This window comes from Agrococcus sp. DT81.2, assembly GCF_049844935.1.
In the GTDB taxonomy this organism is placed as follows: domain Bacteria; phylum Actinomycetota; class Actinomycetes; order Actinomycetales; family Microbacteriaceae; genus Agrococcus.
Window position 1 is genome coordinate 622,503 of the sequence record NZ_JBNCLZ010000002.1, and the last position, 20,116, is coordinate 642,618.

The window sequence follows — 20,116 nt, forward strand, 5'->3', positions numbered from 1 at the left end:
GCGGCATCGAGCCGGTCGGAGACTACTCCGTGCTGCGCACGTCCAGCGGGTCGCCGTCCGGTCCCTCGAGGGCGACGTAGTGCATCCGCCACCGCTCGTCGTCGTCGGTGCGGCCGACGCAGACGTACATGATCGCGACCGCGTCGCCCATTGGATAGGGGAGTGGCATGCGCGCGCACGGCACGCCGGCCTCGACCGTGCCGGGCATCGGCTCCCAGTCGGCGGAGACCGTGCCGTCGAGCGGGCCGCCGAAGAACTCGGCGAGGCGGGAGCGCTGCTGGAACGCGAGCGTGGTGGCGGGATCGAAGCTCATGGAGCGAGCATCGCCGCCACCGCTGACACCGCGGGCAGCGCCGACCTCCACGCGCGCTGTGCACGCGCCGACCGCGGCGCTCAGCCGCCGGGTCTACGGTGCTGAACCCCGACGCGAAAGGAGCACTGTCATGACCGACCAGAGCACGCACGCCGACGACGCGCACCGCGAGACCACCGACCAGCTGACGTTCCAGAACCCGGTCGACCGCTACCCGGCGATCGAGCCGCCCGAGCAGCAGCAGGAGGAGCCGGGCCTCGACTCCGAGATGACGCCGAAGAGCGACCGCGGCGAGCACTCCTACCGCGGCACCGGCCGCCTGCAGGGCCGCAAGGCGCTCATCACCGGCGCCGACTCCGGCATCGGCGCGGCAGTCGCCATCGCCTTCGCGCGCGAGGGCGCCGACGTCGCCATCAACTACCTGCCCGCAGAGGAGTCCGACGCGCAGTGGGTCAAGGGCATCATCGAGGGCGAGGGCCGCACTGCGGTGCTGCTTCCGGGCGACCTCACCGACGCATCCTTCTGCGAGACCCTCGTGGCGGATGCGGTCGAGGGCCTCGGCGGGCTCGACATCCTCGTGAACAACGCCGGCAAGCAGATCGCGCGGGAGAGCCTCGAGGAGCTCCCCGACGAGCAGCTCGTGGACACCTTCAACGTCAACATCCTCGCGATGTTCCGCATCACGAAGGCGGCGCTCGCGCACCTGAAGCCCGGATCGACGATCATCAACACCACATCGGTCGTCGCCTACATGGCGCCGCCGGTGCTGCTCGACTACGCGTCGACGAAGGCGGCGATCAACAACTTCACGAAGGGGCTCGGGCAGCAGCTCGCGCCGAAGGGCATCCGCGTGAACGCGGTCGCGCCCGGCCCGATCTGGACCCCGCTGCAGCCGAGCGGCGGGCAGCCGACGGAGGGGCTGCCCGAGTTCGGCCAGTCGACGCCGCTCGGCCGCGCGGGCCAGCCGACCGAGCTCGCGCCGGCCTACGTGTTCCTCGCCTCGCCCGAGTCGAGCTACGTGATCGGCGAGACGCTCAACGTGAACGGCGGCATGCCGACGCCGTGATCTCGGCGTGCCAGACGCCGAAGGCGTCAGCCGCCGACCGCCGGGCCCGGGCTCGCATCCTGGGAGGGGCCACCCGGGCTCGGCTCCTTGAGCTCGACGAGGATCGCGTGGCTGTCGGTCGAGCCGATGTTCTCGCCGACGTGCGATTCCTCCGGCACCCAGCGCACCGCACCAGGCTCGAACGAGATGTCGGCCTCTCGCGAGCCATGCTCGAGCCGGCGCTCGAACGCGCTCAGCGGGATCATCACGCTGTCCGGGTGGTGGTGCCGGTTCGTCTTCGCGCCAGGGGTGTCGCGGTACTCGAGCACGCGCACGCGCTCGTTCTCGAACACGACGGAGTAGAAGTCAGGATCGGTCGAGACGGCGTCGTCATCCATGCGCGGGAACCTACACCCGCGACCCGCGAGGGGGCGAGGTCGGACTTCGTCGGCGCTCCGGCTCTCGACGTGCTGAGAGGTGCACGCCATGCTGAGGGCATGGAGACCGCGCACCTTCCCGCCCTCGCCGATGAGCTGCTCGGCATCGCCCGCGAAGCCACCAGCGGGCGCGCCGGGCGCTCGACCCGCTCCGGTCGCGACCTGTCGCTGCGGCAGACCGTGCTCGCGCTCACGCAGGACAACGGCATGGACGAGCACGAGGCGAACGGTGAGGCGACGCTGCAAGTGCTCGTCGGCCGCGTGCGGCTGCGGTGGGGGAGCGAGGCGGTCGAGCTCCAGGCTGGAGACGTGATCGACATCCCGAACGCGCGGCACGCGGTGGATGCGTTGACGGATGCGGCGGTGCTGCTGACGGTGGCGATGCGGTAGCTGGGTCTCGGGTCTCGATACGCGGCCGACTTCGTCGGCAGCTACTCGACCAGCGGGTGGGGCGGCCGGCTGCACCGGCAGCTACTCGACCACCGGGGTGGGCGGCCGGCTGCGCCGGCAGCCACTCGACCAACGGGCAGAAGGTTGTACCCCGACTAGCAGACTCGACATAGGTCGCCTCGCTACGCTCTAGCAATGCGTCAAACGCTCTCGGCTCTCGATGAAGTTCCCTCGACGGGCAATGCCACCACGCGCTTCAGCAACGTTGCGCTGCTGTCGGTCGCGAGCACACTGCCGAGCCGGGTCACCACCTCCGTCGACATCGAGGAGCGGCTCGAGTCCGCGCTCCGCCGCCTGAAGCTGCGCGGCGGGCTGCTGAAGCGCGTCGCCGGGGTGCTGGAGCGCCGCAACTGGGCCGACGGGGAGTCCGCCGACACGGCCACCGTGCAGGCGGGGGAGCGTGCGCTCGCGGAAGCCGGGGTCGACCCGCGCGACGTCGGCCTGCTCATCAACACGAGCGTCACCCGCAAGCACCTCGAGCCGTCGGTCGCCGTGCGGCTGCACCACGAGCTCGGCCTGCCGAGCTCGGCCATCAACTTCGACGTCGCCAACGCCTGCCTCGGCTTCGTCAACGGCATGAGCCTCGCCGCGGGCATGATCGAGTCGGGTCAGATCCGCTACGCGATCGTCGTCAACGGCGAGGACGCCGACGACATCCAGATCAACACCATCGACCGGCTGCTCGGCAGCGACATCGACCGCGACGATTTCCTCAGCGAGTTCGCCACCCTCACGCTCGGCTCCGGCTCCGCCGCCGCCGTGCTCGGCCGCGCCGACGAGCACCCCGAGGGCCACCGCATCCTGGGCGGCGTCACCCGCGCCGCGACGCAGTGGCACGACCTGTGCGTCGGCAGCGCCGAGGGCATGTACACGAACGCGAAGGCACTGCTCAAGGGCGGCCTCGAGCTGGTCGTCTCCGCCTGGAAGGAGGCGGCGCCCGACTGGAAGTGGTCGCAGATGGACCGCTACATCACCCATCAGGTCTCCGCCGTGCACACCAATGCGATCGTCAAGGCCGCGAAGCTCGACCCGACGCGCGTGCCGACGACGTTCCCGCGCTACGGCAACGTCGGGCCGGCATCCATCCCGATCACCCTCGCCGAGGAGCAGGCGACGCTCAACCGCGGCGACCGCGTGCTGCTCATGGGCGTCGGCTCTGGCCTGAACACGGCCATGATGGAGCTCGCCTGGTGACTGCGGTGTCGCAGCCCGCGTCGCTGCCGCCCGAGGGCCTGCCCGGACTCGACCCACACTGGAGCCGCCTCGTCGCCGTGCCCGGTCGCGGGCTCGACGAGGGCACCACGCGCGAGTGGCACTGCCTCGACACGGCGGATGCGCTCGCCCGTGTGGGCGCGCCGGTGGCGGGCACGATCCTGGCCGTGCACGGCAACCCGACGTGGTCGTACCTCTGGCGGTCGATCGCCGCGGAGTCGGTCGCCGCCGCTCGGGCGGGGCAGCCCGCGTGGCGCGTGGTCGCGGTCGACCAGCTCGAGATGGGCTTCTCGGAGCGCACCGGACTGCACCGGCCGCTGCCGCAGCGCGTGCTCGACCTCGCCGCGTTCACGGATGCGCTCGGCCTGGAAGGCCCGGTCGTCACACTCGGGCACGACTGGGGCGGCGTCATCTCGCTCGGCTGGGCGGTCGACCACCCCGAGCAGCTCGCCGCCGTCGCACTGCTCAACACCGCGGTGCACCACCCGGCGGGCGTGCCCATCCCTGCGCCGCTGCGGCTCGCGCGCGCCCGCGGCGTGCTCTCGGCCGCGACGGTCGCCACCACCGGCTTCCTCGAGACGACGCTGACGCTCGCCACCCCTGCGCTCTCGCCCGAGGTGAAGGACGCGTTCCGCGCTCCCTACCGGTCGGCCGACCGGCGGCATGGCATCGGCGGGTTCGTCGCCGACATCCCGGTCGACGAGCGGCACGAGAGCTTCGCGGAGCTGCAGCGCATCAGTCGGGGCGTCGCCCGGCTCGAGGTGCCGGCGCTGCTGCAGTGGGGTCCCGAGGACCCGGTCTTCACCGACCGCTACCTCGACGATCTCGTCGACCGTCTGCCGCACGCCGCCGTGCACCGCTACGAGGGCGCGAGCCATCTCGTCGCGGAGGAGCGGCCGTACGCCGCGACGGTGCTGGAGTGGCTGGACGGCCACTCGCCTGGGCGCGATGCCCTTCCGATGGTTGAGCCGCTCCGCGCCAAAGGCGCTGAGCGTGTCGAAACCGACCCTGAGTCGAGCGATGGTTTCGACACGGTCAGCGCGCTGCGCGCGCGGACCGGCTCAACCAGCGGAAATGGGGACTTCGTACCGCTCTGGCACGGGCTCGACCAGCGCGCCGGCGACGACGGCGTCGCCGTCATCGACATGGCTGCCGGCCGCGAGCGCCGCGTCAGCTGGCGGCAGCTCGAAGCGCAGACGCGCAACATCGCCGCCGGCCTGCACGATATCGGGGTCCGCAAGGGCGACCGCGTCTCGCTGCTCGTCAAGCCCGGCCCCACCCTCACCGCGGCCCTCTACGCCTGCCTGCGCGTCGGGGCGATCGTCGTCGTCGCCGACGCCGGCCTCGGCGTCAAGGGGCTCACCCGCGCCGTGCGCGGCTCGTGGCCCGACTTCATCATCGGCGAGCGGCTCGGCCTCGCAGCCGCCCGCGCCCTGCGCTGGCCCGGCGTGCGGATCTCGGCCGAGCGCCTCCCGCGCGCGGCCTCCGCAGCCCTCGGCGTCTCCCACAGCCTCAGCGAGGTCGCCGCGCTCGGCGCCGGCAAGCCGGTCCCCGCTGCACCGGGCCCCGGCGACGAGGCCGCGATCCTCTTCACCTCCGGGTCCACCGGCCCCGCGAAGGGCGTCGTCTACACGCACGGACAGCTGAGCGCCCTCCGCGACGTGCTCGCCGCCCACCTGGAGATCACGCCCGACAGCGGCCTCGTCACCGGCTTCGCGCCCTTCGCGCTGCTCGGCCCGGCGCTCGGCACCCGCTCCGCGACGCCCGACATGGACGTCTCCTCGCCGCGCACCCTCACGGCCAGCGCCGTCGCGGCGGCCGTGCGCGCATCCGACGCCGGGATCGTCTTCCTCTCGCCGGCGGCGATCCTCAACGTCGTCGCGACCGCGGACGCGCTCACCGCCGCCGACCAGGCCGCGCTCATGCGCGTGCGAGCGTTCCTTTCCGCCGGCGCCCCGATCGGCGCGAGCCTGCTCACCGCGATCGCCAAGCTCATGCCCAACGCGACCCCGCACACGCCGTACGGCATGACCGAGTGCCTGCTCGTCACCGACGTGACGCTCGAGGGCGTGCTCGCGGCAGCGGATGCGCCCGACGCCGGCGTCTGCGTCGGCTCGCCCATCGGCCGGAACCGCGTGCTCGTGAGCGCGCTCGACGCGGACGGCCGCGCGACCGGCGCCCCGAGCGCGGAGCCGGGCGTGCTCGGCGAGATCGTCATCTCGGCGCCGCACCTCAAGAGCCACTACGACCGCCTGTGGGTCACCGACCGCATGGCGACGCGCGAGACGGAGCCGCTCGCAGCCGCCACCCCTGGCACCCGGTGGCACCGCACCGGCGACCTCGGCCACCTCGACGCGCAGGGCCGCGTCTGGATCGAGGGACGCACCCAGCACGTCATCGTCACCGCCGACGGGCCGATCGCGCCAGTCGAGGCCGAGCAGGCCGTCGAGGCGGTGGATGCGGTGCGCCGCGCCGCCGTCGTCGGCGTCGGCCCGCACCGGCTGCGGCAGGCGGTCGCGGTCGTCGAGACCGTGCCGGCCAGCGCACGATCCGCGCTCGCCGACCCGCAGCTGACGGCCGCCGTGCGCGCGAGCACCGCGCAGCTCCTCGCCGCCGTGCTCGTCGTGCCGCAGCTGCCGACCGACGTGCGCCACAACTCCAAGATCGACCGCTCTCGGCTGTCGGACTGGGCCGAGCGCACCCTCGCCGGCGCGAAGCCGAGCGCGCCGTGAAAGTGCTCGTCACCGGCGCCTCGGGATTCCTGGGGCGCGCCGTCGCCGCAGAGCTGGTCGCCGCCGGTCACGAGGTGCGCACGCTGCAGCGCCGCCCGTCGCAGGTGCCCGGCGTCACGGATGCGCTCGGCTCGCTCACCGACCCGGCCGCCGTCGCACACGCGGTCGCCGGGGTGGAGGGCGTGGTCCACCTCGCCGCGAAGGTCTCGCTCGCCGGCGACCCGGCCGAGTTCCGGACCGTGAACGTCGAGGGCACGCGGTCGCTGCTGGAGGCGGCGGAACAGGCGGGCGTCTCGCGCTTCGTGCAGGTGTCGTCCCCGTCGGTCGCGCACGTGGGCGCTTCGCTCACCGGCGTCGGCGCGGAGCCGGCGTCGCCCGAGCATGCCCGCGGCGACTACGCGCGCACGAAGGCGGAGGCCGAGCTGCTCGCCCTCGCCCGGGACTCCGCCCGCATGCGCGTCATCGCCGTCCGCCCCCACATCGTCTGGGGTCCGGGCGACACGCAACTGATCGAGCGCGTCGTCGACCGGGCCCGTCGTGGCCGCCTCCCGCTGCTCGATGGCGGCACGGCGCTCATCGACACGACCTACGTCGACAACGCGGCGACCGGCATCGTCGCGGCGCTGCACCGGGCGGATGTCGCGCACGGCAACGCCTACGTCATCACGAACGGCGAGCCGCGGCCGGTCGGCGACCTGCTCGCGGGCATCTGCGTTGCGGCAGGCGTCCCACCGCCCCGGTTCAGCGTGCCGGCGGCCCTCGGCCGCGCCGCCGGCTCCCTCGTCGAGCGGGTGTGGGCGATCCGGCCCGGCGCGGACGAGCCGCCGATGACGCGCTTCCTCGCGGAGCAGCTCTCCACCGCCCACTGGTTCGACCAGCGCGACACCCGCCGCGACCTCGCGTGGCAGCCGACCGTCTCCATCGACGAAGGCCTCCGCCGCCTCGCAGCGCACTACGGCCGCTAGGCGGGGCGCCGCGGCTCACGCATAGCGGCGATTCCGGGCCGCGTGCACCACGCGAGGCGATCCTCCCCGAATCCGGTGGACTCAACCGCTTCCGGTGAACGCCGGTGGCCGCCCGCGAGCGTCGCGTCACGCCGGAGCCGCCTCGCCACGACCGACGGGCACCGCCGAGAGCTCGCCCGGGCCGAGGTCGGCGACCGTCATCAGGGTGATGAGCACCCGGTGCGCGACCACCCACACCGGGCAGGCGGGCTTGAAGTCGAGAACCAGCGCGCCGGGGTCGCTCGAGCAGCGGCGCCAGTCCGGCAGCGCCATCACTCGCGTCCGCCCGGCGCGCTGCCACAGATGCAGCTCCCAGCCGCCGTCATCGACCATCTCCGCCGACACCGCTGCGGGTGCCTCGACCGCGCGGAGACCGTCGCCCCGCCGCTCCCGCGCGTGCCTGCCGCATTCGCACGACCTCAGGCCACGCGCCAGGATCTCCGACGGAGGGAGGAAGACGACCGGCACGACCGACATGGCACCGCCGTTGAAGCGCACGTGATCCAGCACGCTGACGATCTCGAGCACGTCGTCGCGCCACGGGTGCCGCAGCAGGCCTTGCTGAACGAGATCGGCCCGTGCGGCCGCATCGCCGTCCGCGGGCGGCACCGAAGTCTTGCTGCGGAGCCGGACCGGCGCCCCCGCGTTGCGCGCGATCTGCTCGGCCTCGGTGCGTGTCCGCGCCAGGCACACGAAGGGTGGCCGCTTGCCGCCGTCCACCTCGAATTCGAACCGGTGGGTCGCATCCGCTCTCATGTGGAGAGGATGCGACGGCGGGCCGGAACGTGTGGGCGACGGGAGGGGCGCCTGTGGATAGTGCGGCGCGAGCGCGGTGTTGGTCTCGATACGCGGACTTCGTCAGCTACTCGACCAACGGGCGGGGTCAGCCGAGCATCGCCCGCGCCCCCGCCATCAGCATCGGGAGGTCGCTGCCGGCCACGATGTAGCCGTAGCCCTTCTCGCGAGCCGAGGCGACCGCATCCGCCGAGCCGGCGAAGATGCCCATCGGCACTCCCGCGCGAGCGGCGGCCGCCTCGATCACGGCGGTCGCATCCTGCATCGGCGCGGACGACAGCTCGCCCGGCGTGCCGAGGTCGACCGAGAGGTCGACCGGCCCGATGAAGGCGACGTCGAGCGCTGCCATCGCCGCGTCGATCCCGTCGGCGTAGTCGGCGGTCTCGAACTGCCCGACGGCGAGCGTCTCGCGGTTCGAGCGCTCGAAGTGCTCGCCGAGCGTCACGCCGATGCCGTACGAGGCGGCCGGCTGCGCGAGCGACACCGAGCGCGAGCCGAGCGGCGGGTACGAGACGAGCGTGCGCAGGCCAGTCGCGGCATCCCCAGAGCCGCGCGCCAGCTGGATCCCGGCGGCGCCCGCCTCGAGCAGCCGGTTGATCTCGCCGCGGTCGAGCGCCGGCACCCGCACGACGACGGGCAGACCGCGGCCGACGCCGGCGCGCACGATGTCGGTGGCATCGAGGAGCGACATCTGCGCGTGCTCGTAGTCGCACACGACGAAGTCGAAGCCGGCGAGCGAGAGCAGGTCGACGATCTCGAACCGGGGGATCTTCAGGAACGTGCCGACGACCGGTCCGGCCTCGAGCATCGAGCGCAGCGACGGTGCGGCAGTGGCAGCCATCACAGCCCCAGCAGGTTGGCGGGGTTGTCGTTCACGAGCTTGCGCACGTCGCCGGCCGGCAGCCCGGCGTCGAGCAGGCCACGCACGAGGGTCGCGTAGGCCTCGACGGGGTAGGGGTTGTTCTTCTGGCCGAGGTCGGAGCCCAGCAGCGTGTTGTCGATGCCGGCCGCCTCGATGAAGCGGAGCAGCGTCGGGATGCCCCAATCGGGCTGGAAGAACGACGACCGCTCGTCGTACTGGCAGATGGAGTGCTCGATCACGGCACCCGCCTCGACCCAGCGGCGCGCCCGTTCCGGGTCGGCCTGGATGACGAAGTTCGGGTGGTTCACGAGGATGCGCGTGACGCCCGCGGCGGCGGCGCGCGGCACGAGGATGTCGATCTGCTCGGGCTCGAGGTGCCCGCACGACATGATCGCGTCGTGGGTCGCGATGACCTCGAGGATGTCGTCGACCTCGGGCTTGACGTTGCCCTCGGCGTCGAGGATGCCCAGCTCGGTCGTGTGCCGGAGGCCCAGGTTGTTGGTCGGGAACTTCAGGTTCTCGCCCTCCTCCTCGTGCACGCAGATGTGCGCGCGGGAGGAGATGGTCGGGAACCACACCATCCGGCCGCCCTGCGCGAGTGCGAGCTCGGCCGCGTAGGGGTTGAGCCCGCCGACGTAGTTGTTGAGGGCGACGCCGGAGAAGACCGGGATGGGCAGGCCGCCGAGCGCCTCCGAGGCCGCGCGGATGTCGGTGACCATCGAGTGGTGGTGGCTCTTCGTGAGGATCGCGCGGAAGCCGGCCTCGTGCGCCTGCCAGGCGGCCTCGGCGATCGGCAGCCGGCGCGGGAAGGGCGAGGGGCTCGGGTGCACGTGCAGGTCGACGGCGCCCTGCAGCAGCTCGGCCACCTCGGGGTCGTCGATCGCGATGGTCTGGTGGTCGGCGGGCTGCAGCATCGTCGCTGCTCCTTCTCTCTCGGGGTCCGGGTCTGGGGCGTCTCGGTCGGATGCGGTGCCGGTGCCGCGGGACGCATCCGCCCTTGACAGGCCCTGTCCGCACAATGGTACGCTCATCCCGCAATACGCACAACCCGTTCCGATAGCCGGAACCCCCGATCGCAGATCAAAGGAGATCCCATGGCGCTCAACGAGCAGCTCTACTCGCGGGTGGTGAACTTCGACGACATCCCCGACGAGGTGGCCCGCCGCGGCATCACGCGCAAGGCTTACTCGAGCGACGAGGTGATGATCGTCTGGAACACCGTCGAGCAGGGCCTCGAGGTGCGCCCGCACTCGCACGACGACTTCGACCAGCTGGTCTTCATCCTCGAGGGCGAGGCGGACTACTGGGTCGACGGCGTGGCCCACAAGGTCGGCCCCCGCGACCTGCTGCTGGTGCGCCGCACCGAGGAGCACTACATCGAGGTCACGAAGGGCCCGTGCATCAACATCGACATCTTCGTGCCGCCGCGCGAGGACTACGCTCACCTCACGACATGGGTGCACGACCTCGCGGCCGGACGGCCGCTCTCGATCGGCGTCACGGCATGACCGCCGCCGCCGTCACGCGCGCTCCGGGCAACACCGGTCCCGTGCGGTACGAGAAGGCCTCGAAGGAGGAGCGCCGCTCCGTCACCGGCGCGAGCGTCGGCTTCTTCATCGACATGTTCGACATCTACCTGCCGGTGATCGCGCTCGCTCCGGCGATGGTGTTCTTCATGCCCGCTGACATGGATGCGGGCACGCGCGCGATCCTCGCCGGCCTGATCTTCGCATCCACCCTCATCGCCCGCCCGATCGGCTCGATCATCTTCGGCTGGCTCGGCGACCGCATCGGCCGCAAGAAGGCGACCGTCATCGCCGTGGCGGGCGCGGGCGTCGGCACCGGCCTCATCGCGCTGCTGCCCGGCTACGAGCAGGTGGGCGTGCTCGGCGTGGTGCTGCTCATCGCGCTGCGCTTCATCGACGGCATCTTCCTCGGCGGCGAGTACACCGGCGCCGTGCCGCTCGCTATGGAGCACTCGAACCGTGCGCACCGCGGCCGCAACGCCGGCCTCATCGCGTTCGGCTTCCCCGCCTCCTACGTCGCCATCTCGGCGCTCACGCTCGTGGTGCTGCAGTTCGCGCCCGCCGGTGACCCGTCCGCGCCCTACTCGCAGTGGGGCTGGCGCATCCCCTTCGTCATCGGCGCGGTCATCTCGATCGCCTTCGCCATCTACTACTCGCGCACCGTGCACGAGAGCCCCGAGTGGGAGAAGACGGCGGCGCTCGCGAAGCAGTCGAAGGCGAAGCGGCCCAACCCGCTCAAGGAGCTGCTGAGCGGCACGCACCGCAAGCCGCTGCTGCAGGCGTTCCTGCTCATGACGGGCGTCTGGTTCTCGTCGAACGCGGCGATCGTCATCCTGCCGCCGACGATCTCGGGCACCACGGGGCTCACGCCCATCGAGACGTCGCTCGCGATGATCCTCGCGTTCCTCGTCGTCTGCGTCGCCTACCCGCTGTTCGGCATGCTCTCGCAGCGCATCGGCCGCCGCGCGTTCTTCGCCTGGTGCGGGGTCACGTCGTTCCTCGCCATCCCGCTCTACGTGCTCTTCGCCTCCGGCGCCGTCACATCGTTCTGGGCGGTCACGGGCGTCGTCGCGCTCATCGCCCTGCTGGGTGTGCCCGCGTTCGGCGCGATCGGCGCCTACATGTCGGAGCGCTTCCCGGTGTCGATCCGCGCCACCGGCTACGGCGTCGGCTACTCGCTCGCGCTCATCATCCCGTCGTTCTACGCCTTCTACACGACCGCGCTGTCGGCGATCATGCCGATGGAGCTCGCCCCGACGGTGCTGCTCGCGATCGGCGGCATCTGCCTCATCATCGGCGCGCTGTGGGGTCCGGAGACGAAGGATGTCGACCTCGGCGTCGCGGCGGACGACGTCGTCGGCGGGGCGGCCGCATCCGCTGCCGGGGTGCCGGCGGCGCCGCTCGCCGGCTCGCCCGCGACCGCCTGAATCCGCCGATCGGTCACGTGCGGCTGCGCGGAGCCCGCTCCGGCGGCCGCACGTGACCACGCTTCGCTCGGACGGGCACCACGAGACAGGGCCATACAAGACAGGGAGTGCCGTGCGCACCGCAACTAGGGTGAGGCGTGTGACCGACACCGACAGGCCGGGAAACGGCCGCTCCGAGGCAGGCCGGCCAGACGCCGGCGGGCTGCAGGTCGTCTCGCGCGCCGCGCAGATCCTGCGGATGCTCGACGCCGACCACGCGGAGGTGCGCATCAACGAGGTGGCAGAGGAGCTCGCGATCGGCCGCACCTCCGCCCACCGCTACCTGCAGTCGCTCGCCGCGGAGGGCTTCCTGCAGCGCTCCGGCGATGACGCGGGCGCCTACCGGCTCGGCCCGCTGCTCGCCGGCCTCGGTGCGGCGATGCTCGCCAGCAACCGGGTCGTCGACCTGGGCCGGCCGCTGCTGCAGGAGCTCGCGGAGTCCACCGGCGAGACCACCGTGCTGGGCATCTGGACGGGCACGAGTGCCGTCGCGATGCTCTGCGAGGAGCCGCGCGGCAAGGCCGTGAACATGACCGTGCGCATCGGCGCGCCGCTGCGAGCCGACTCGGCGCAGGGCGTCGCGTTCCTCGCCAACCTGCGCGACGAGCGCGCCGTGCAGCGCGCCATGTCGCGCGCAACCGATGAAGAGCGGATGCGACTGCCGGGCCTGATCGAGGATGCCCGGCAGCGCGGCTACGCGACCTCCGGCACGGTGCTGCCCGGGGTGGCCGCGATCGCCGCGCCGGTGCACGAGGGGTCGGGCGAGATCGCCGCGACCATCGCGATCATCGCCGCGAGTGAGGTGCTCCAAGGCTCCAGGCTCGACGACCTCGCCGAGGCGCTGAAGGCGACGGCGGACGACCTGTCGCTGCAGCTGGGCTTTGTCGCGGGCTGAGCCGGCCGCACCGCACCCGCCCGTCCGTTGATCGAGCAGCTGCCGGGCGAAGCGCGGCCGCGTGCTACTCGACGAGCGGGGACCCTTCCGTTGATCGAGTAGCTGCCGGGCGGAGCCCGGCCGCGTATCGAGATCGGGCTGCTGGAGAGCGGATCTCGTCTCGATACGCGCGCCTCCGGCGTGCTACTCGACGAGCGGGGGCCCCTTCCGTTGATCGAGTAGCTGCCGGGCGGAGCCCGGCCGCGTATCGAGATCGGGCTGCGCCGGAGAGGGTCTCGTCTCGATACGCGCGCCTTCGGCGTGCTACTCGACGAGCGGGAGAGGCTCGACGAGCGGGCGAGGCTCGACGAGCGTGGAGGGGGAGACGCGCTCCGTCGCGTCGAGGAAGCGCTCTGCTTCGGCCAGCACCGCGGGGTCGCGCAGGACTCGGGAGTGGCCGAGGCCCTGTGTCACGAGGAGTCGCGAGCCGGGCCACGCCTCCGCGAGCCGCGCCGAGTCTTGGGCCGACGTCACCGCGTCGTCGCTGTCGTGCACGATCAGCGCGGGAGGCAGTGGGCCCTGGCGCAGCTCCGTCTCGACCAGCTGCAGCAGCTCGAAGTCCTCCAGCTCGCGGCCGATGCGCCGCCGGAACCGGTCCGGCAGTCCCGCGCGGACGGCCGGCCCGAGCGCCAGCTCGCTCGAGAAGAGGTCGAGCATGCCCCCGACCGTCGTCGCGGGAGCGACGAGCACCTGCCGCGCCGGCACCACGTCGTGGTGCCGCTGCGCCCACAGCACCGACAGGCTCCCCATCGAGTGCGCCACGGTCAGCGCCGGCTCCCCGAAGCGATCGACGACCGCGCGGTAGGCATCCGCCATCTCGGGGACGCTGCTCGAGCGCCGGCCGATCGCGCCGGGGCCAGAGTCGCCGTGGGCGAGGGCATCGAAGGCGACGACACGGTAGCCGCGCGCCAGCAGGCCCGGGACGAACGAGCTCAGCTGCTGCCACCAGCCGCCCCACCCGTGCACGAGATAGGCGGTCGGCCCGCTCGGATCGCCGAAGCTGACGCCGCGCACCTCCGAGCCGCCGACGGGCACGGCGAACACCGTGCCCCCCGCGACCCCGCGACGCTCCCGCACTTCGCGGGCGGGACGCGCCCCGACGGTGAACCAGAGCCGCTCGGCGAGCGCGGCGCCGGCAGCGGGGGCGCCCCGCTCGAGGACCGAGAACGCGGCTCGCATGCTGCTTCGTCGGACATTCAGCACGATCGTGCTTTTTTGAGTCGACACGGATGGTCCTTTCGGTGAGGGGGGAGTTCAGGCTCGCTGGTCGTCGAGCAGGCGGTCGATGGCGCGCTCCGTGCGCTCGCGCGCTAGGGGATCGCGCATCATGCGGCGCGAGAAGTGGAAGCCGAGCATCAGGGCGTAGAGCGTGTGGCTGAAGTCGACGCTGTCGTTGTCGCGGAGGTCGCCGACCACCACGGCGGAGCGATGGATGCGCTGCAGCACGTCCTGGAAGGCGGCGTGGTGCTCCGCGAGCCGGTCACGCACCGGCCCGTCGGGCGCGTCGTCGAGCTCGGTCGCGGCGGCGACGAAGATGCAGCCGCCGGGCAGGGCGTCCTCGCTCTCGCTGTCCCAACCCATCCATCGCTCGACGATGCGCCGGATGCGCGGCAGGCCCGCCGGTTCGCGCAGGGCGGGCAGCACGACGACGTCGCGGAAGTAGTCGGCGGCGAAGTCGAGGATGTCGAGCTGCAGCCGCTCCTTCGAGCCGAAGTGGGCGTAGAGGCCGCTCTTCGACATGTCCATCGACGTGGCCAAGCCGCCGATGGTGACCTGCGAGAGGCCGGTGCGGCTCGCCTCGCGCAGGCCGCCGCGCAGGATCGACTGGTTGGTCGCCTCGCCCTTCCGCATGACGCAAGAAAAGCACGGTCGTGCGGAAACGTCAATGGTCTCGATACGCGGACTTCGTCAGCTACTCGACCACCGGGGAGGAGCGCGTCCCGTCCGCTGGTCGAGTAGCTGCCGGGCGCAGCCCGGCCGCGCATCGAGACCACGACCGCTTGGCGGCGCGTGTCGCCTCGATACGCGGCGCCTGCGGCGCTGCTACTCGACGATCGAGAGGCTGCGCGCGACCGGCTGCAGCCGCGTCAGCTGCGTCACGTGGCGCGGCTCGAGCTCCTCGAGCGACGAGACGCCCAGCAGCGCCATGGTGCGCACGATCTCGTCGCGCAGGATCGCGATCGTCTTGTCGACGCCCTGTCGACCGCCGGCCATCAGTCCGTAGAGGTAGGCGCGGCCGACGAGCGTGAACTTGGCGCCGAGCGCGACCGAGGCGACGATGTCGGCGCCGTTCATGATGCCCGTGTCGATCATCACCGTCGCGTCCTTGCCCACCTCGCGCACGACGTGCGGGAGCAGGTGGAAGGGCACGGGCGCGCGGTCGAGCTGACGTCCGCCGTGGTTCGAGAGCACGATGCCGTCGACGCCTCGGCCGATGAGCCGCACCGCATCCGGCACGTTCTGCACGCCCTTCACGACGAGCTTGCCCGGCCACATGCCGCGGATGACGTCGAGGTCGTCGTACGAGATGGTCGGGTCCATCGCCGAGTTGATGAGCTCGCCGACGGTGCCGCCGGTCGTCGACAGCGATGCGAACTCGAGCTTCGGGGTGGTGATGAAGTCGAACCACCACCACGGGCGGGGGATGGCGTTGGCGACGGTCTTGAGCGTCAGCGCCGGCGGGATCGAGAAGCCGTTGCGCTTGTCGCGCAGGCGCGCGCCGGCGACGGGGGTGTCGACCGTGAACATGAGGGTGTCGAAGCCGGCGGCCGCGGCGCGCTCCACGAGCCCGTACGAGATCGAGCGGTCGCGCATCACGTAGAGCTGGAACCAGTTGCGACCGTTCGGGTTGGTCGCCTTGACGTCCTCGATCGTCGTGGTGCCGAGGGTCGACAGGGTGAAGGGGATGCCGGCCGCGGCGGCCGCACTGGCGCCCGCCGTCTCGCCCTCGGTCTGCATCAGGCGGGTGAAGCCGGTGGGGGCGATGCCGAACGGCATCGCGCTCGGGCCGCCCAGCACGGTGGTCGACGTGTCGACGTGCGTCGCCGGACGCAGGATGTCGGGGTGGAACTCCACGTCCTCGAACGCCTGCCGTGCACGGGTGAGCGACAGCTCGCCCTCGGCCGCGCCGTCGGTGTAGTCGAAGGCCGCGGCCGGTGTGCGGCGCTTGGCGATCGCGCGCAGGTCGCCGACCGTGAGGGCGGCGTCAAGACGCCGCTTCCGGGCATCGAGCTCGGGCTTCTTGAACTGCATGAGCTCGGCGAGCTCGCGGACCTTGGGCAGCTGACGCTTCATGGTCGGTCCTCTCTCAGATGGGTGCGGATGCGGGTGGTGGCGGAGCGAGGGTCGCGTCAGGACTCGACGTGGGCAACGCGCTTGATGAAGAAGGATGCCACCACCGAGATCCCGGCGCAGATGGCGACGTAGACCGCGATCGGCCACCACTGGCCGCCGCTCATCTCGAGCAGCCACGCGGCGATGAGCGGTGCGGTGCCGCCGAAGATCGCGGCGCCCACCTGGTAGCCGAGGGTGGCGCCCGTGTAGCGCACCTCCGGGCTGAAGCTCTCGGCGATGAGGGTGCCGAGGATGGCGTTGACGCTGCCCCACAGCAGGCCGAAGGCGCCGATGGTGGCAGCGAAGATCGCCCACGTCTCGCCGGTGTTGAGCACGAGGTAGTAGGGCACGACGAGCACGATGGTCGCGATCGCCGACCAGCGGTAGAGCGGGGCGCGCCCGACGCGGTCGGACAGGTGGCCGAAGAACGGCATCCAGACAGTCGCGACGAGCGCGGCCGCGGCGACCGCGAGCAGCACGGTGTTCTGGCGGGCGCCCAGGATGTTCGTGGCGTAGGCGATGACGTAGGTGCCGAAGATGTAGAACGGGCCGGTCTCAGCGGCCTTCGCGCCGATCGCGACGAGGACGGCGCCCCAGTGCTTGGTCACGACCTCCTTGATGGGCAGCCGCAGCCGGGCGCCGGTGTCGCGGATGCGCTTGAACTCGGGCGTCTCGTCGAGCCCGTTGCGGATCCACAGGCCGATGAAGACCAGCACGATGCTGCCGACGAACGGCACGCGCCAGCCCCAGGTGAGGAACTGGTCCTCCGGGAGCAGCGTGAGGAGCGCGACGACGGCGGAGGCGAGCAGCAGGCCGAGGCTGATGCCCATCTGCGGGACGGCGCCGTAGAGGCCGCGCTGGTGCTTGGGTGCGTACTCGTAGGCGAGCAGCAGCGCGCCGCCCCACTCGCCGCCGATGCCGATGCCCTGGAGCACGCGGAAGAGCAGGAGCAGGATCGGCGCCCACATGCCGATCGCGTTGAAGTCGGGCAGCAGGCCGATCGCGACGGTGCCGCCGCCCATGAGCATGAGCGTGAGGAAGAGCGTCTTCTTGCGGCCGATGCGGTCGCCGATGTGGGCGAAGATGATGCCGCCGATCGGCCGGAAGAAGAAGGTGAGCGAGAACGACGCGTAGGCGAGGAGCGTCGAGATGAACGGGTCGTCGGTGGGGAAGAAGATCTTGTTGAAGACCAGCGCCGCCACCGTGCCGTAGACGAGGAAGTCGAACCACTCGATGACGCTGCCGCTCAGGCTGCCGAAGAGGACGCGGAAGTTGAGGCGCTGCTGCTGCTGCGGATCGGCGCTCAGAGTCGTGCTGGCCAAGGTTCTCTCCTTCGAGAATCGGTCATCGTCGAGCAGATGCTGGACCGTGTGGTCGAACCATGTGGTTGGACCACACGACGATATGGCAGGCGGCTCTAGCGGTCAAGTCGCGACGGGGCAGTTGCGCTGCCTCCCGTCGCGGCAACGGCGGCTGTAGCGGCTCAGGGGCGGGCGCGAGCGGTCTCGAGGTAGTAGCCCTCGATGTGCTGCCGGAGCAGATGGGCAGCGGCAGCGCGGTCCTCGGCCTGCACGCACTTGTAGATGCCTCGGTGCTCTGCGCGCAGCCGCGCGGCCGTCGCTGGCCAGTCGGGCAGTGCCTCGGCGCGCGTCAGTGTGTGGTCGGTGATCGACGTGCGAAGCGCATCCATCAGCGTGCTGATGAGCGGGTTGCCGGCGGAGCGCGAGAGCGCGACATGGAACGCGGCGTCGAGCTGGAGGAATTCCGCGACCGGCAGGTCGGGCGCATCCATGCGCTCGAGCAGGTGCTCGGCCGCGGCGAGGTCACCGCGCTCGCGATCCGCGTGCTCTGCCGCCCAGGTCTCGAGCAGCAGCCGCACCTCGTAGATGTGCTCGTGCTCGACGTGTCGGGTGGCGAGCTGCATGTCGAGGGCGAGGGCGAGCGCCTGCTCGGGCGCGGCGGTGATGATCGTGCCCGAGCGCGGACCGGAGCCCGTCGACGTGCGGATGGTGCCCAGCGCCTCGAGCACCCGCAGGGCCTCGCGAAGCGATCCGCGCGACACGTGCAGCGTCTCGGCCAGCGCGCGCTCGCCCGGCAGGTGGTCGCCGATCGCGAGCCGGCCGCTGCGCAGCTCCGCCGTGACCCAGTCCATGACCGTCTCGTGCACCTTCATCGCGACGAGTATCCCAGCGGTCTCGCTTGACGCATTGCGCTCATATGTATACCGTTGCATTCCGACAGAGACGTCGCGACCGAAGGACCATCGATGGTGACCGAAGATCAGCCCCCAGGACGGCGCCGGCGCTTGCCGCGCGGCGTCGGACTCGCGATCGGCGGGCTCGCCAGCGTCGCGATGATCGCCACGCTCGTCGTGACCGGCCTCGAGCAGCGCTCGACTGCAGCCCACGCCTACGAGGCTGCCCTCGGCGGCCGCCAGCTCAGCATCATGGCTCCCGCGAACCCGGGCGGCGGCTGGGACCAGACGTCCCGCGCCGTGCAGGCGTCGCTCGCCGACATCGTCGGTCGGAGCGAGGTCTACAACGTCGGCGGCGCGGGCGGCACGATCGGCCTGCCGCAGTTCGTCCGCCACTCGGGCGAGGCGAACGAGCTCATGGTGACCGGCGCGATCATGGTCGGCGCCATCCTCACGAACGAGTCGGACGCCACGCTCGAGGACGTCGACATGCTCGCCCGCCTCACCACCGAGTACCTCGTGGTGGCGGTGCCCGCGAGCTCGCCGATCCAGACGATGGAGGAGCTGGGCGCGGCGATGGCGGAGGACGTGGGGTCGGTCTCGATCGCCGGCGGCTCCGCCGGCGGCGTCGAGCAGGTGCTCGCCGGCCTCATCGCGCAGGCGGTCGGCGCCGATCCGGCGCAGGTCTCGTACGTCGCCCACTCCGGTGGCGGTGAGGCGCTCACGACGATGCTCTCGGGCAGCTCCACGGCCGGCATCTCCGGCATCTCCGAGCTCGCGCCGTACATCGCGGACGGCTCGATGCGGGCGCTCGCGGTGTCGAGCGCAGAGGAGCTCGCGACGCTCCCCGGTGTGCCATCGCTGCGCGACGCCGGCATCGACGTCGAGCTGCAGAACTGGCGCGGCATCGCCGGCCCTCGCGGCCTCGAGCCCGACGAGCGCGAGGCGCTCGTCGCGATGCTCGACGAGATGCACGCGTCGGAGACCTGGAACCAGATCCTTGAGGACCGGGGCTGGGGCGACGCATACCTCACCGGGCCGGAGCTCGAGGAGTTCATCGACGAGGAGCAGCAGACGACGGAGCAGGTCCTCCGCTCGATCGGATTGGTGGAGTGATCATGCTCGGACGCACGCGAGACGGCCGGGAGCGTCGCAACCGCCCCGGACTCCAGACGACAGAGATGAGCGTGCTGGAGAAGGCGGAGTTCCAAGCCCCGCCCCCTCCCGACGCCTTCGCCGCCGGCGCCTACCCCGCGGTGCTCTCGGGTGCCACGACCGGGATCGTCGGCGCGATCATGGCGATCGTCGCCACCTTCGTGCTGGTCGACGCAGCCCGGCTTCCCGCCGCATCCGACCCGCTCGGCCCGGCGGCCTTCCCGCTCCTCATCGGCTCGCTGCTCGGCATCGTCGGGCTCGCGCTCGTCGTCATGAACCACCGCTACGCGCTCGTGCTCCTGCGCGTCCGCCGCGGCGGCGTCGTGCGACGCGGCAAGGGCCTCAGCACCGTGCTGGTGCTCGTGGCCCTGCTCGGCTTCGCCGCACTGCTCCCGCTCGTCGGCTTCTTCCTCGCCGCGGCGCTGCTCTACATCGCGGTCGCGCTGCTGCTCGGAGCGCCCCGGGGCTGGCACCTGGCGATCACCGCCGCGCTGCTGGCCGGCACCATCGTGCTGCTCTTCGACCGCATCATCGGGCTCACGCTGCCCGCCGGACCCTGGGGATTCTGACATGGAAGCCTTCCTTGGCTTCAGGGGGTTAGTGCAACGCCTGGTTGAGGGGTGGTGGTTGCGTTGGCTCGTCCGGGGTTCTCGGGGCA

20 protein-coding genes are annotated in these 20,116 nt (G+C 71.8%); 10 read left to right on the forward strand and 10 right to left on the reverse strand.

Features of this window, described 5'->3' with window-relative positions; all coding sequences use genetic code 11:
• Window positions 1-22: 22 nt before the first annotated feature.
• Window positions 23-313, reverse strand: coding sequence for a hypothetical protein (locus ACLQ21_RS06235; protein WP_425662384.1), 291 nt, complete (start codon window positions 311-313; stop codon window positions 23-25).
• A 130-nt stretch (window positions 314-443) separates the two neighbouring features.
• On the opposite strand from ACLQ21_RS06235, the gene ACLQ21_RS06240 reads away from it, so the two are divergent.
• Window positions 444-1,379 (forward strand): SDR family oxidoreductase, encoded by a 936-nt coding sequence (locus ACLQ21_RS06240; RefSeq protein ID WP_425662385.1) that lies wholly within the window; start codon window positions 444-446, stop codon window positions 1,377-1,379.
• 26 nt (window positions 1,380-1,405) lie between these two features.
• Here ACLQ21_RS06240 and ACLQ21_RS06245 read toward each other — a convergent pair whose 3' ends face one another.
• A complete protein-coding gene (locus tag ACLQ21_RS06245) occupies window positions 1,406-1,756 on the reverse strand; it encodes a cytoplasmic protein (RefSeq protein WP_425662386.1) in 351 nt (116 codons plus the stop codon).
• 99 nt (window positions 1,757-1,855) lie between these two features.
• Here ACLQ21_RS06245 and ACLQ21_RS06250 point away from each other — a divergent pair, with 99 nt between their 5' ends.
• The 4 genes from ACLQ21_RS06250 (at window position 1,856) to ACLQ21_RS06265 (ending at window position 7,154) form a co-directional block, all read left to right on the forward strand.
• Window positions 1,856-2,185, forward strand: a complete 330-nt coding sequence (locus ACLQ21_RS06250) for a cupin domain-containing protein (protein ID WP_425662387.1) — start codon at window positions 1,856-1,858, stop codon at window positions 2,183-2,185.
• A gap of 195 nt (window positions 2,186-2,380) precedes the next feature.
• Window positions 2,381-3,439 (forward strand): 3-oxoacyl-ACP synthase III, encoded by a 1,059-nt coding sequence (locus tag ACLQ21_RS06255; protein WP_425662388.1) that lies wholly within the window; start codon window positions 2,381-2,383, stop codon window positions 3,437-3,439.
• A gap of 5 nt (window positions 3,440-3,444) precedes the next feature.
• Window positions 3,445-6,189 carry an alpha/beta fold hydrolase gene (locus tag ACLQ21_RS06260; RefSeq protein ID WP_425662421.1) on the forward strand — a complete coding sequence of 915 codons (2,745 nt, stop codon included), beginning with the start codon at window positions 3,445-3,447 and terminating at the stop codon, window positions 6,187-6,189.
• Entirely contained in the window at window positions 6,186-7,154 is a 969-nt protein-coding gene (locus ACLQ21_RS06265) for an NAD-dependent epimerase/dehydratase family protein (RefSeq protein ID WP_425662389.1), read from the forward strand. The genes ACLQ21_RS06260 and ACLQ21_RS06265 overlap by 4 nt, the downstream gene beginning before the upstream one ends.
• Window positions 7,155-7,280: 126 nt before the next feature.
• On the opposite strand, the gene ACLQ21_RS06270 is transcribed toward ACLQ21_RS06265, so the two are convergent.
• The 3 genes from ACLQ21_RS06270 to ACLQ21_RS06280 form a co-directional block, all read right to left on the reverse strand.
• The gene (locus tag ACLQ21_RS06270; protein WP_425662390.1) at window positions 7,281-7,913 is read right to left on the reverse strand and encodes a hypothetical protein; all 633 of its coding nucleotides are present in this window, start codon (window positions 7,911-7,913) and stop codon (window positions 7,281-7,283) included.
• A 163-nt stretch (window positions 7,914-8,076) separates the two neighbouring features.
• Window positions 8,077-8,829 (reverse strand): HpcH/HpaI aldolase family protein, encoded by a 753-nt coding sequence (locus ACLQ21_RS06275; RefSeq protein ID WP_425662391.1) that lies wholly within the window; start codon window positions 8,827-8,829, stop codon window positions 8,077-8,079.
• Window positions 8,829-9,764 carry a DUF6282 family protein gene (locus ACLQ21_RS06280; RefSeq protein WP_425662392.1) on the reverse strand — a complete coding sequence of 312 codons (936 nt, stop codon included), beginning with the start codon at window positions 9,762-9,764 and terminating at the stop codon, window positions 8,829-8,831. The genes ACLQ21_RS06275 and ACLQ21_RS06280 overlap by 1 nt, the downstream gene beginning before the upstream one ends.
• A 180-nt stretch (window positions 9,765-9,944) precedes the next feature.
• Here ACLQ21_RS06280 and ACLQ21_RS06285 point away from each other — a divergent pair, with 180 nt between their 5' ends.
• The 3 genes from ACLQ21_RS06285 (at window position 9,945) to ACLQ21_RS06295 (ending at window position 12,737) form a co-directional block, all read left to right on the forward strand.
• Window positions 9,945-10,358, forward strand: a complete 414-nt coding sequence (locus tag ACLQ21_RS06285; RefSeq protein ID WP_425662393.1) for a cupin domain-containing protein — start codon at window positions 9,945-9,947, stop codon at window positions 10,356-10,358.
• Complete coding sequence (locus ACLQ21_RS06290) at window positions 10,355-11,803, forward strand: MFS transporter (protein WP_425662394.1); 1,449 nt, start codon at window positions 10,355-10,357, stop codon at window positions 11,801-11,803. Before ACLQ21_RS06285 ends, ACLQ21_RS06290 begins: the two co-directional genes overlap by 4 nt.
• 139 nt (window positions 11,804-11,942) lie before the next feature.
• The gene (locus ACLQ21_RS06295; protein ID WP_425662395.1) at window positions 11,943-12,737 is read left to right on the forward strand and encodes an IclR family transcriptional regulator; all 795 of its coding nucleotides are present in this window, start codon (window positions 11,943-11,945) and stop codon (window positions 12,735-12,737) included.
• Between the two features lie 303 nt (window positions 12,738-13,040).
• Here the strand turns inward: ACLQ21_RS06295 and ACLQ21_RS06300 are convergent, their stop codons facing one another.
• From ACLQ21_RS06300 to ACLQ21_RS06320, 5 genes are all read right to left on the reverse strand, one after another.
• Window positions 13,041-13,955 carry an alpha/beta fold hydrolase gene (locus ACLQ21_RS06300; RefSeq protein WP_425662396.1) on the reverse strand — a complete coding sequence of 305 codons (915 nt, stop codon included), beginning with the start codon at window positions 13,953-13,955 and terminating at the stop codon, window positions 13,041-13,043.
• A gap of 75 nt (window positions 13,956-14,030) precedes the next feature.
• Window positions 14,031-14,627, reverse strand: coding sequence for a TetR/AcrR family transcriptional regulator (locus tag ACLQ21_RS06305; RefSeq protein ID WP_425662397.1), 597 nt, complete (start codon window positions 14,625-14,627; stop codon window positions 14,031-14,033).
• A gap of 192 nt (window positions 14,628-14,819) precedes the next feature.
• The gene (locus ACLQ21_RS06310) at window positions 14,820-16,070 is read right to left on the reverse strand and encodes an alpha-hydroxy acid oxidase (RefSeq protein WP_425662398.1); all 1,251 of its coding nucleotides are present in this window, start codon (window positions 16,068-16,070) and stop codon (window positions 14,820-14,822) included.
• Window positions 16,071-16,126: 56 nt separating this feature from the next.
• Window positions 16,127-17,431, reverse strand: coding sequence for an MFS transporter (locus tag ACLQ21_RS06315; protein WP_425662399.1), 1,305 nt, complete (start codon window positions 17,429-17,431; stop codon window positions 16,127-16,129).
• A 161-nt stretch (window positions 17,432-17,592) separates the two neighbouring features.
• Window positions 17,593-18,282 carry a FadR/GntR family transcriptional regulator gene (locus ACLQ21_RS06320; RefSeq protein ID WP_425662400.1) on the reverse strand — a complete coding sequence of 230 codons (690 nt, stop codon included), beginning with the start codon at window positions 18,280-18,282 and terminating at the stop codon, window positions 17,593-17,595.
• A 93-nt stretch (window positions 18,283-18,375) separates the two neighbouring features.
• On the opposite strand from ACLQ21_RS06320, the gene ACLQ21_RS06325 reads away from it, so the two are divergent.
• Window positions 18,376-19,419, forward strand: a complete 1,044-nt coding sequence (locus ACLQ21_RS06325) for a Bug family tripartite tricarboxylate transporter substrate binding protein (protein WP_425662401.1) — start codon at window positions 18,376-18,378, stop codon at window positions 19,417-19,419.
• A gap of 65 nt (window positions 19,420-19,484) precedes the next feature.
• Window positions 19,485-20,027 (forward strand): tripartite tricarboxylate transporter TctB family protein, encoded by a 543-nt coding sequence (locus ACLQ21_RS06330; protein WP_425662402.1) that lies wholly within the window; start codon window positions 19,485-19,487, stop codon window positions 20,025-20,027.
• The last annotated feature ends 89 nt before the right edge of the window (window positions 20,028-20,116 follow it).

Coding starts and splice junctions, on each gene's coding strand:
- ACLQ21_RS06290 (WP_425662394.1), top strand. CDS start 10,355: ATGACCGCCGCCGCCGTCACGCGCGCTCCGGGCAACACCGGTCCCGTG.
- ACLQ21_RS06305 (WP_425662397.1), bottom strand. CDS start 14,627: ATGCGGAAGGGCGAGGCGACCAACCAGTCGATCCTGCGCGGCGGCCTG.
- ACLQ21_RS06300 (WP_425662396.1), bottom strand. CDS start 13,955: ATGCGAGCCGCGTTCTCGGTCCTCGAGCGGGGCGCCCCCGCTGCCGGC.
- ACLQ21_RS06280 (WP_425662392.1), bottom strand. CDS start 9,764: ATGCTGCAGCCCGCCGACCACCAGACCATCGCGATCGACGACCCCGAG.
- ACLQ21_RS06285 (WP_425662393.1), top strand. CDS start 9,945: ATGGCGCTCAACGAGCAGCTCTACTCGCGGGTGGTGAACTTCGACGAC.
- ACLQ21_RS06240 (WP_425662385.1), top strand. CDS start 444: ATGACCGACCAGAGCACGCACGCCGACGACGCGCACCGCGAGACCACC.
- ACLQ21_RS06275 (WP_425662391.1), bottom strand. CDS start 8,829: ATGGCTGCCACTGCCGCACCGTCGCTGCGCTCGATGCTCGAGGCCGGA.
- ACLQ21_RS06330 (WP_425662402.1), top strand. CDS start 19,485: ATGAGCGTGCTGGAGAAGGCGGAGTTCCAAGCCCCGCCCCCTCCCGAC.
- ACLQ21_RS06320 (WP_425662400.1), bottom strand. CDS start 18,282: ATGAAGGTGCACGAGACGGTCATGGACTGGGTCACGGCGGAGCTGCGC.
- ACLQ21_RS06245 (WP_425662386.1), bottom strand. CDS start 1,756: ATGGATGACGACGCCGTCTCGACCGATCCTGACTTCTACTCCGTCGTG.
- ACLQ21_RS06325 (WP_425662401.1), top strand. CDS start 18,376: ATGGTGACCGAAGATCAGCCCCCAGGACGGCGCCGGCGCTTGCCGCGC.
- ACLQ21_RS06255 (WP_425662388.1), top strand. CDS start 2,381: ATGCGTCAAACGCTCTCGGCTCTCGATGAAGTTCCCTCGACGGGCAAT.
- ACLQ21_RS06310 (WP_425662398.1), bottom strand. CDS start 16,070: ATGAAGCGTCAGCTGCCCAAGGTCCGCGAGCTCGCCGAGCTCATGCAG.
- ACLQ21_RS06250 (WP_425662387.1), top strand. CDS start 1,856: ATGGAGACCGCGCACCTTCCCGCCCTCGCCGATGAGCTGCTCGGCATC.
- ACLQ21_RS06235 (WP_425662384.1), bottom strand. CDS start 313: ATGAGCTTCGATCCCGCCACCACGCTCGCGTTCCAGCAGCGCTCCCGC.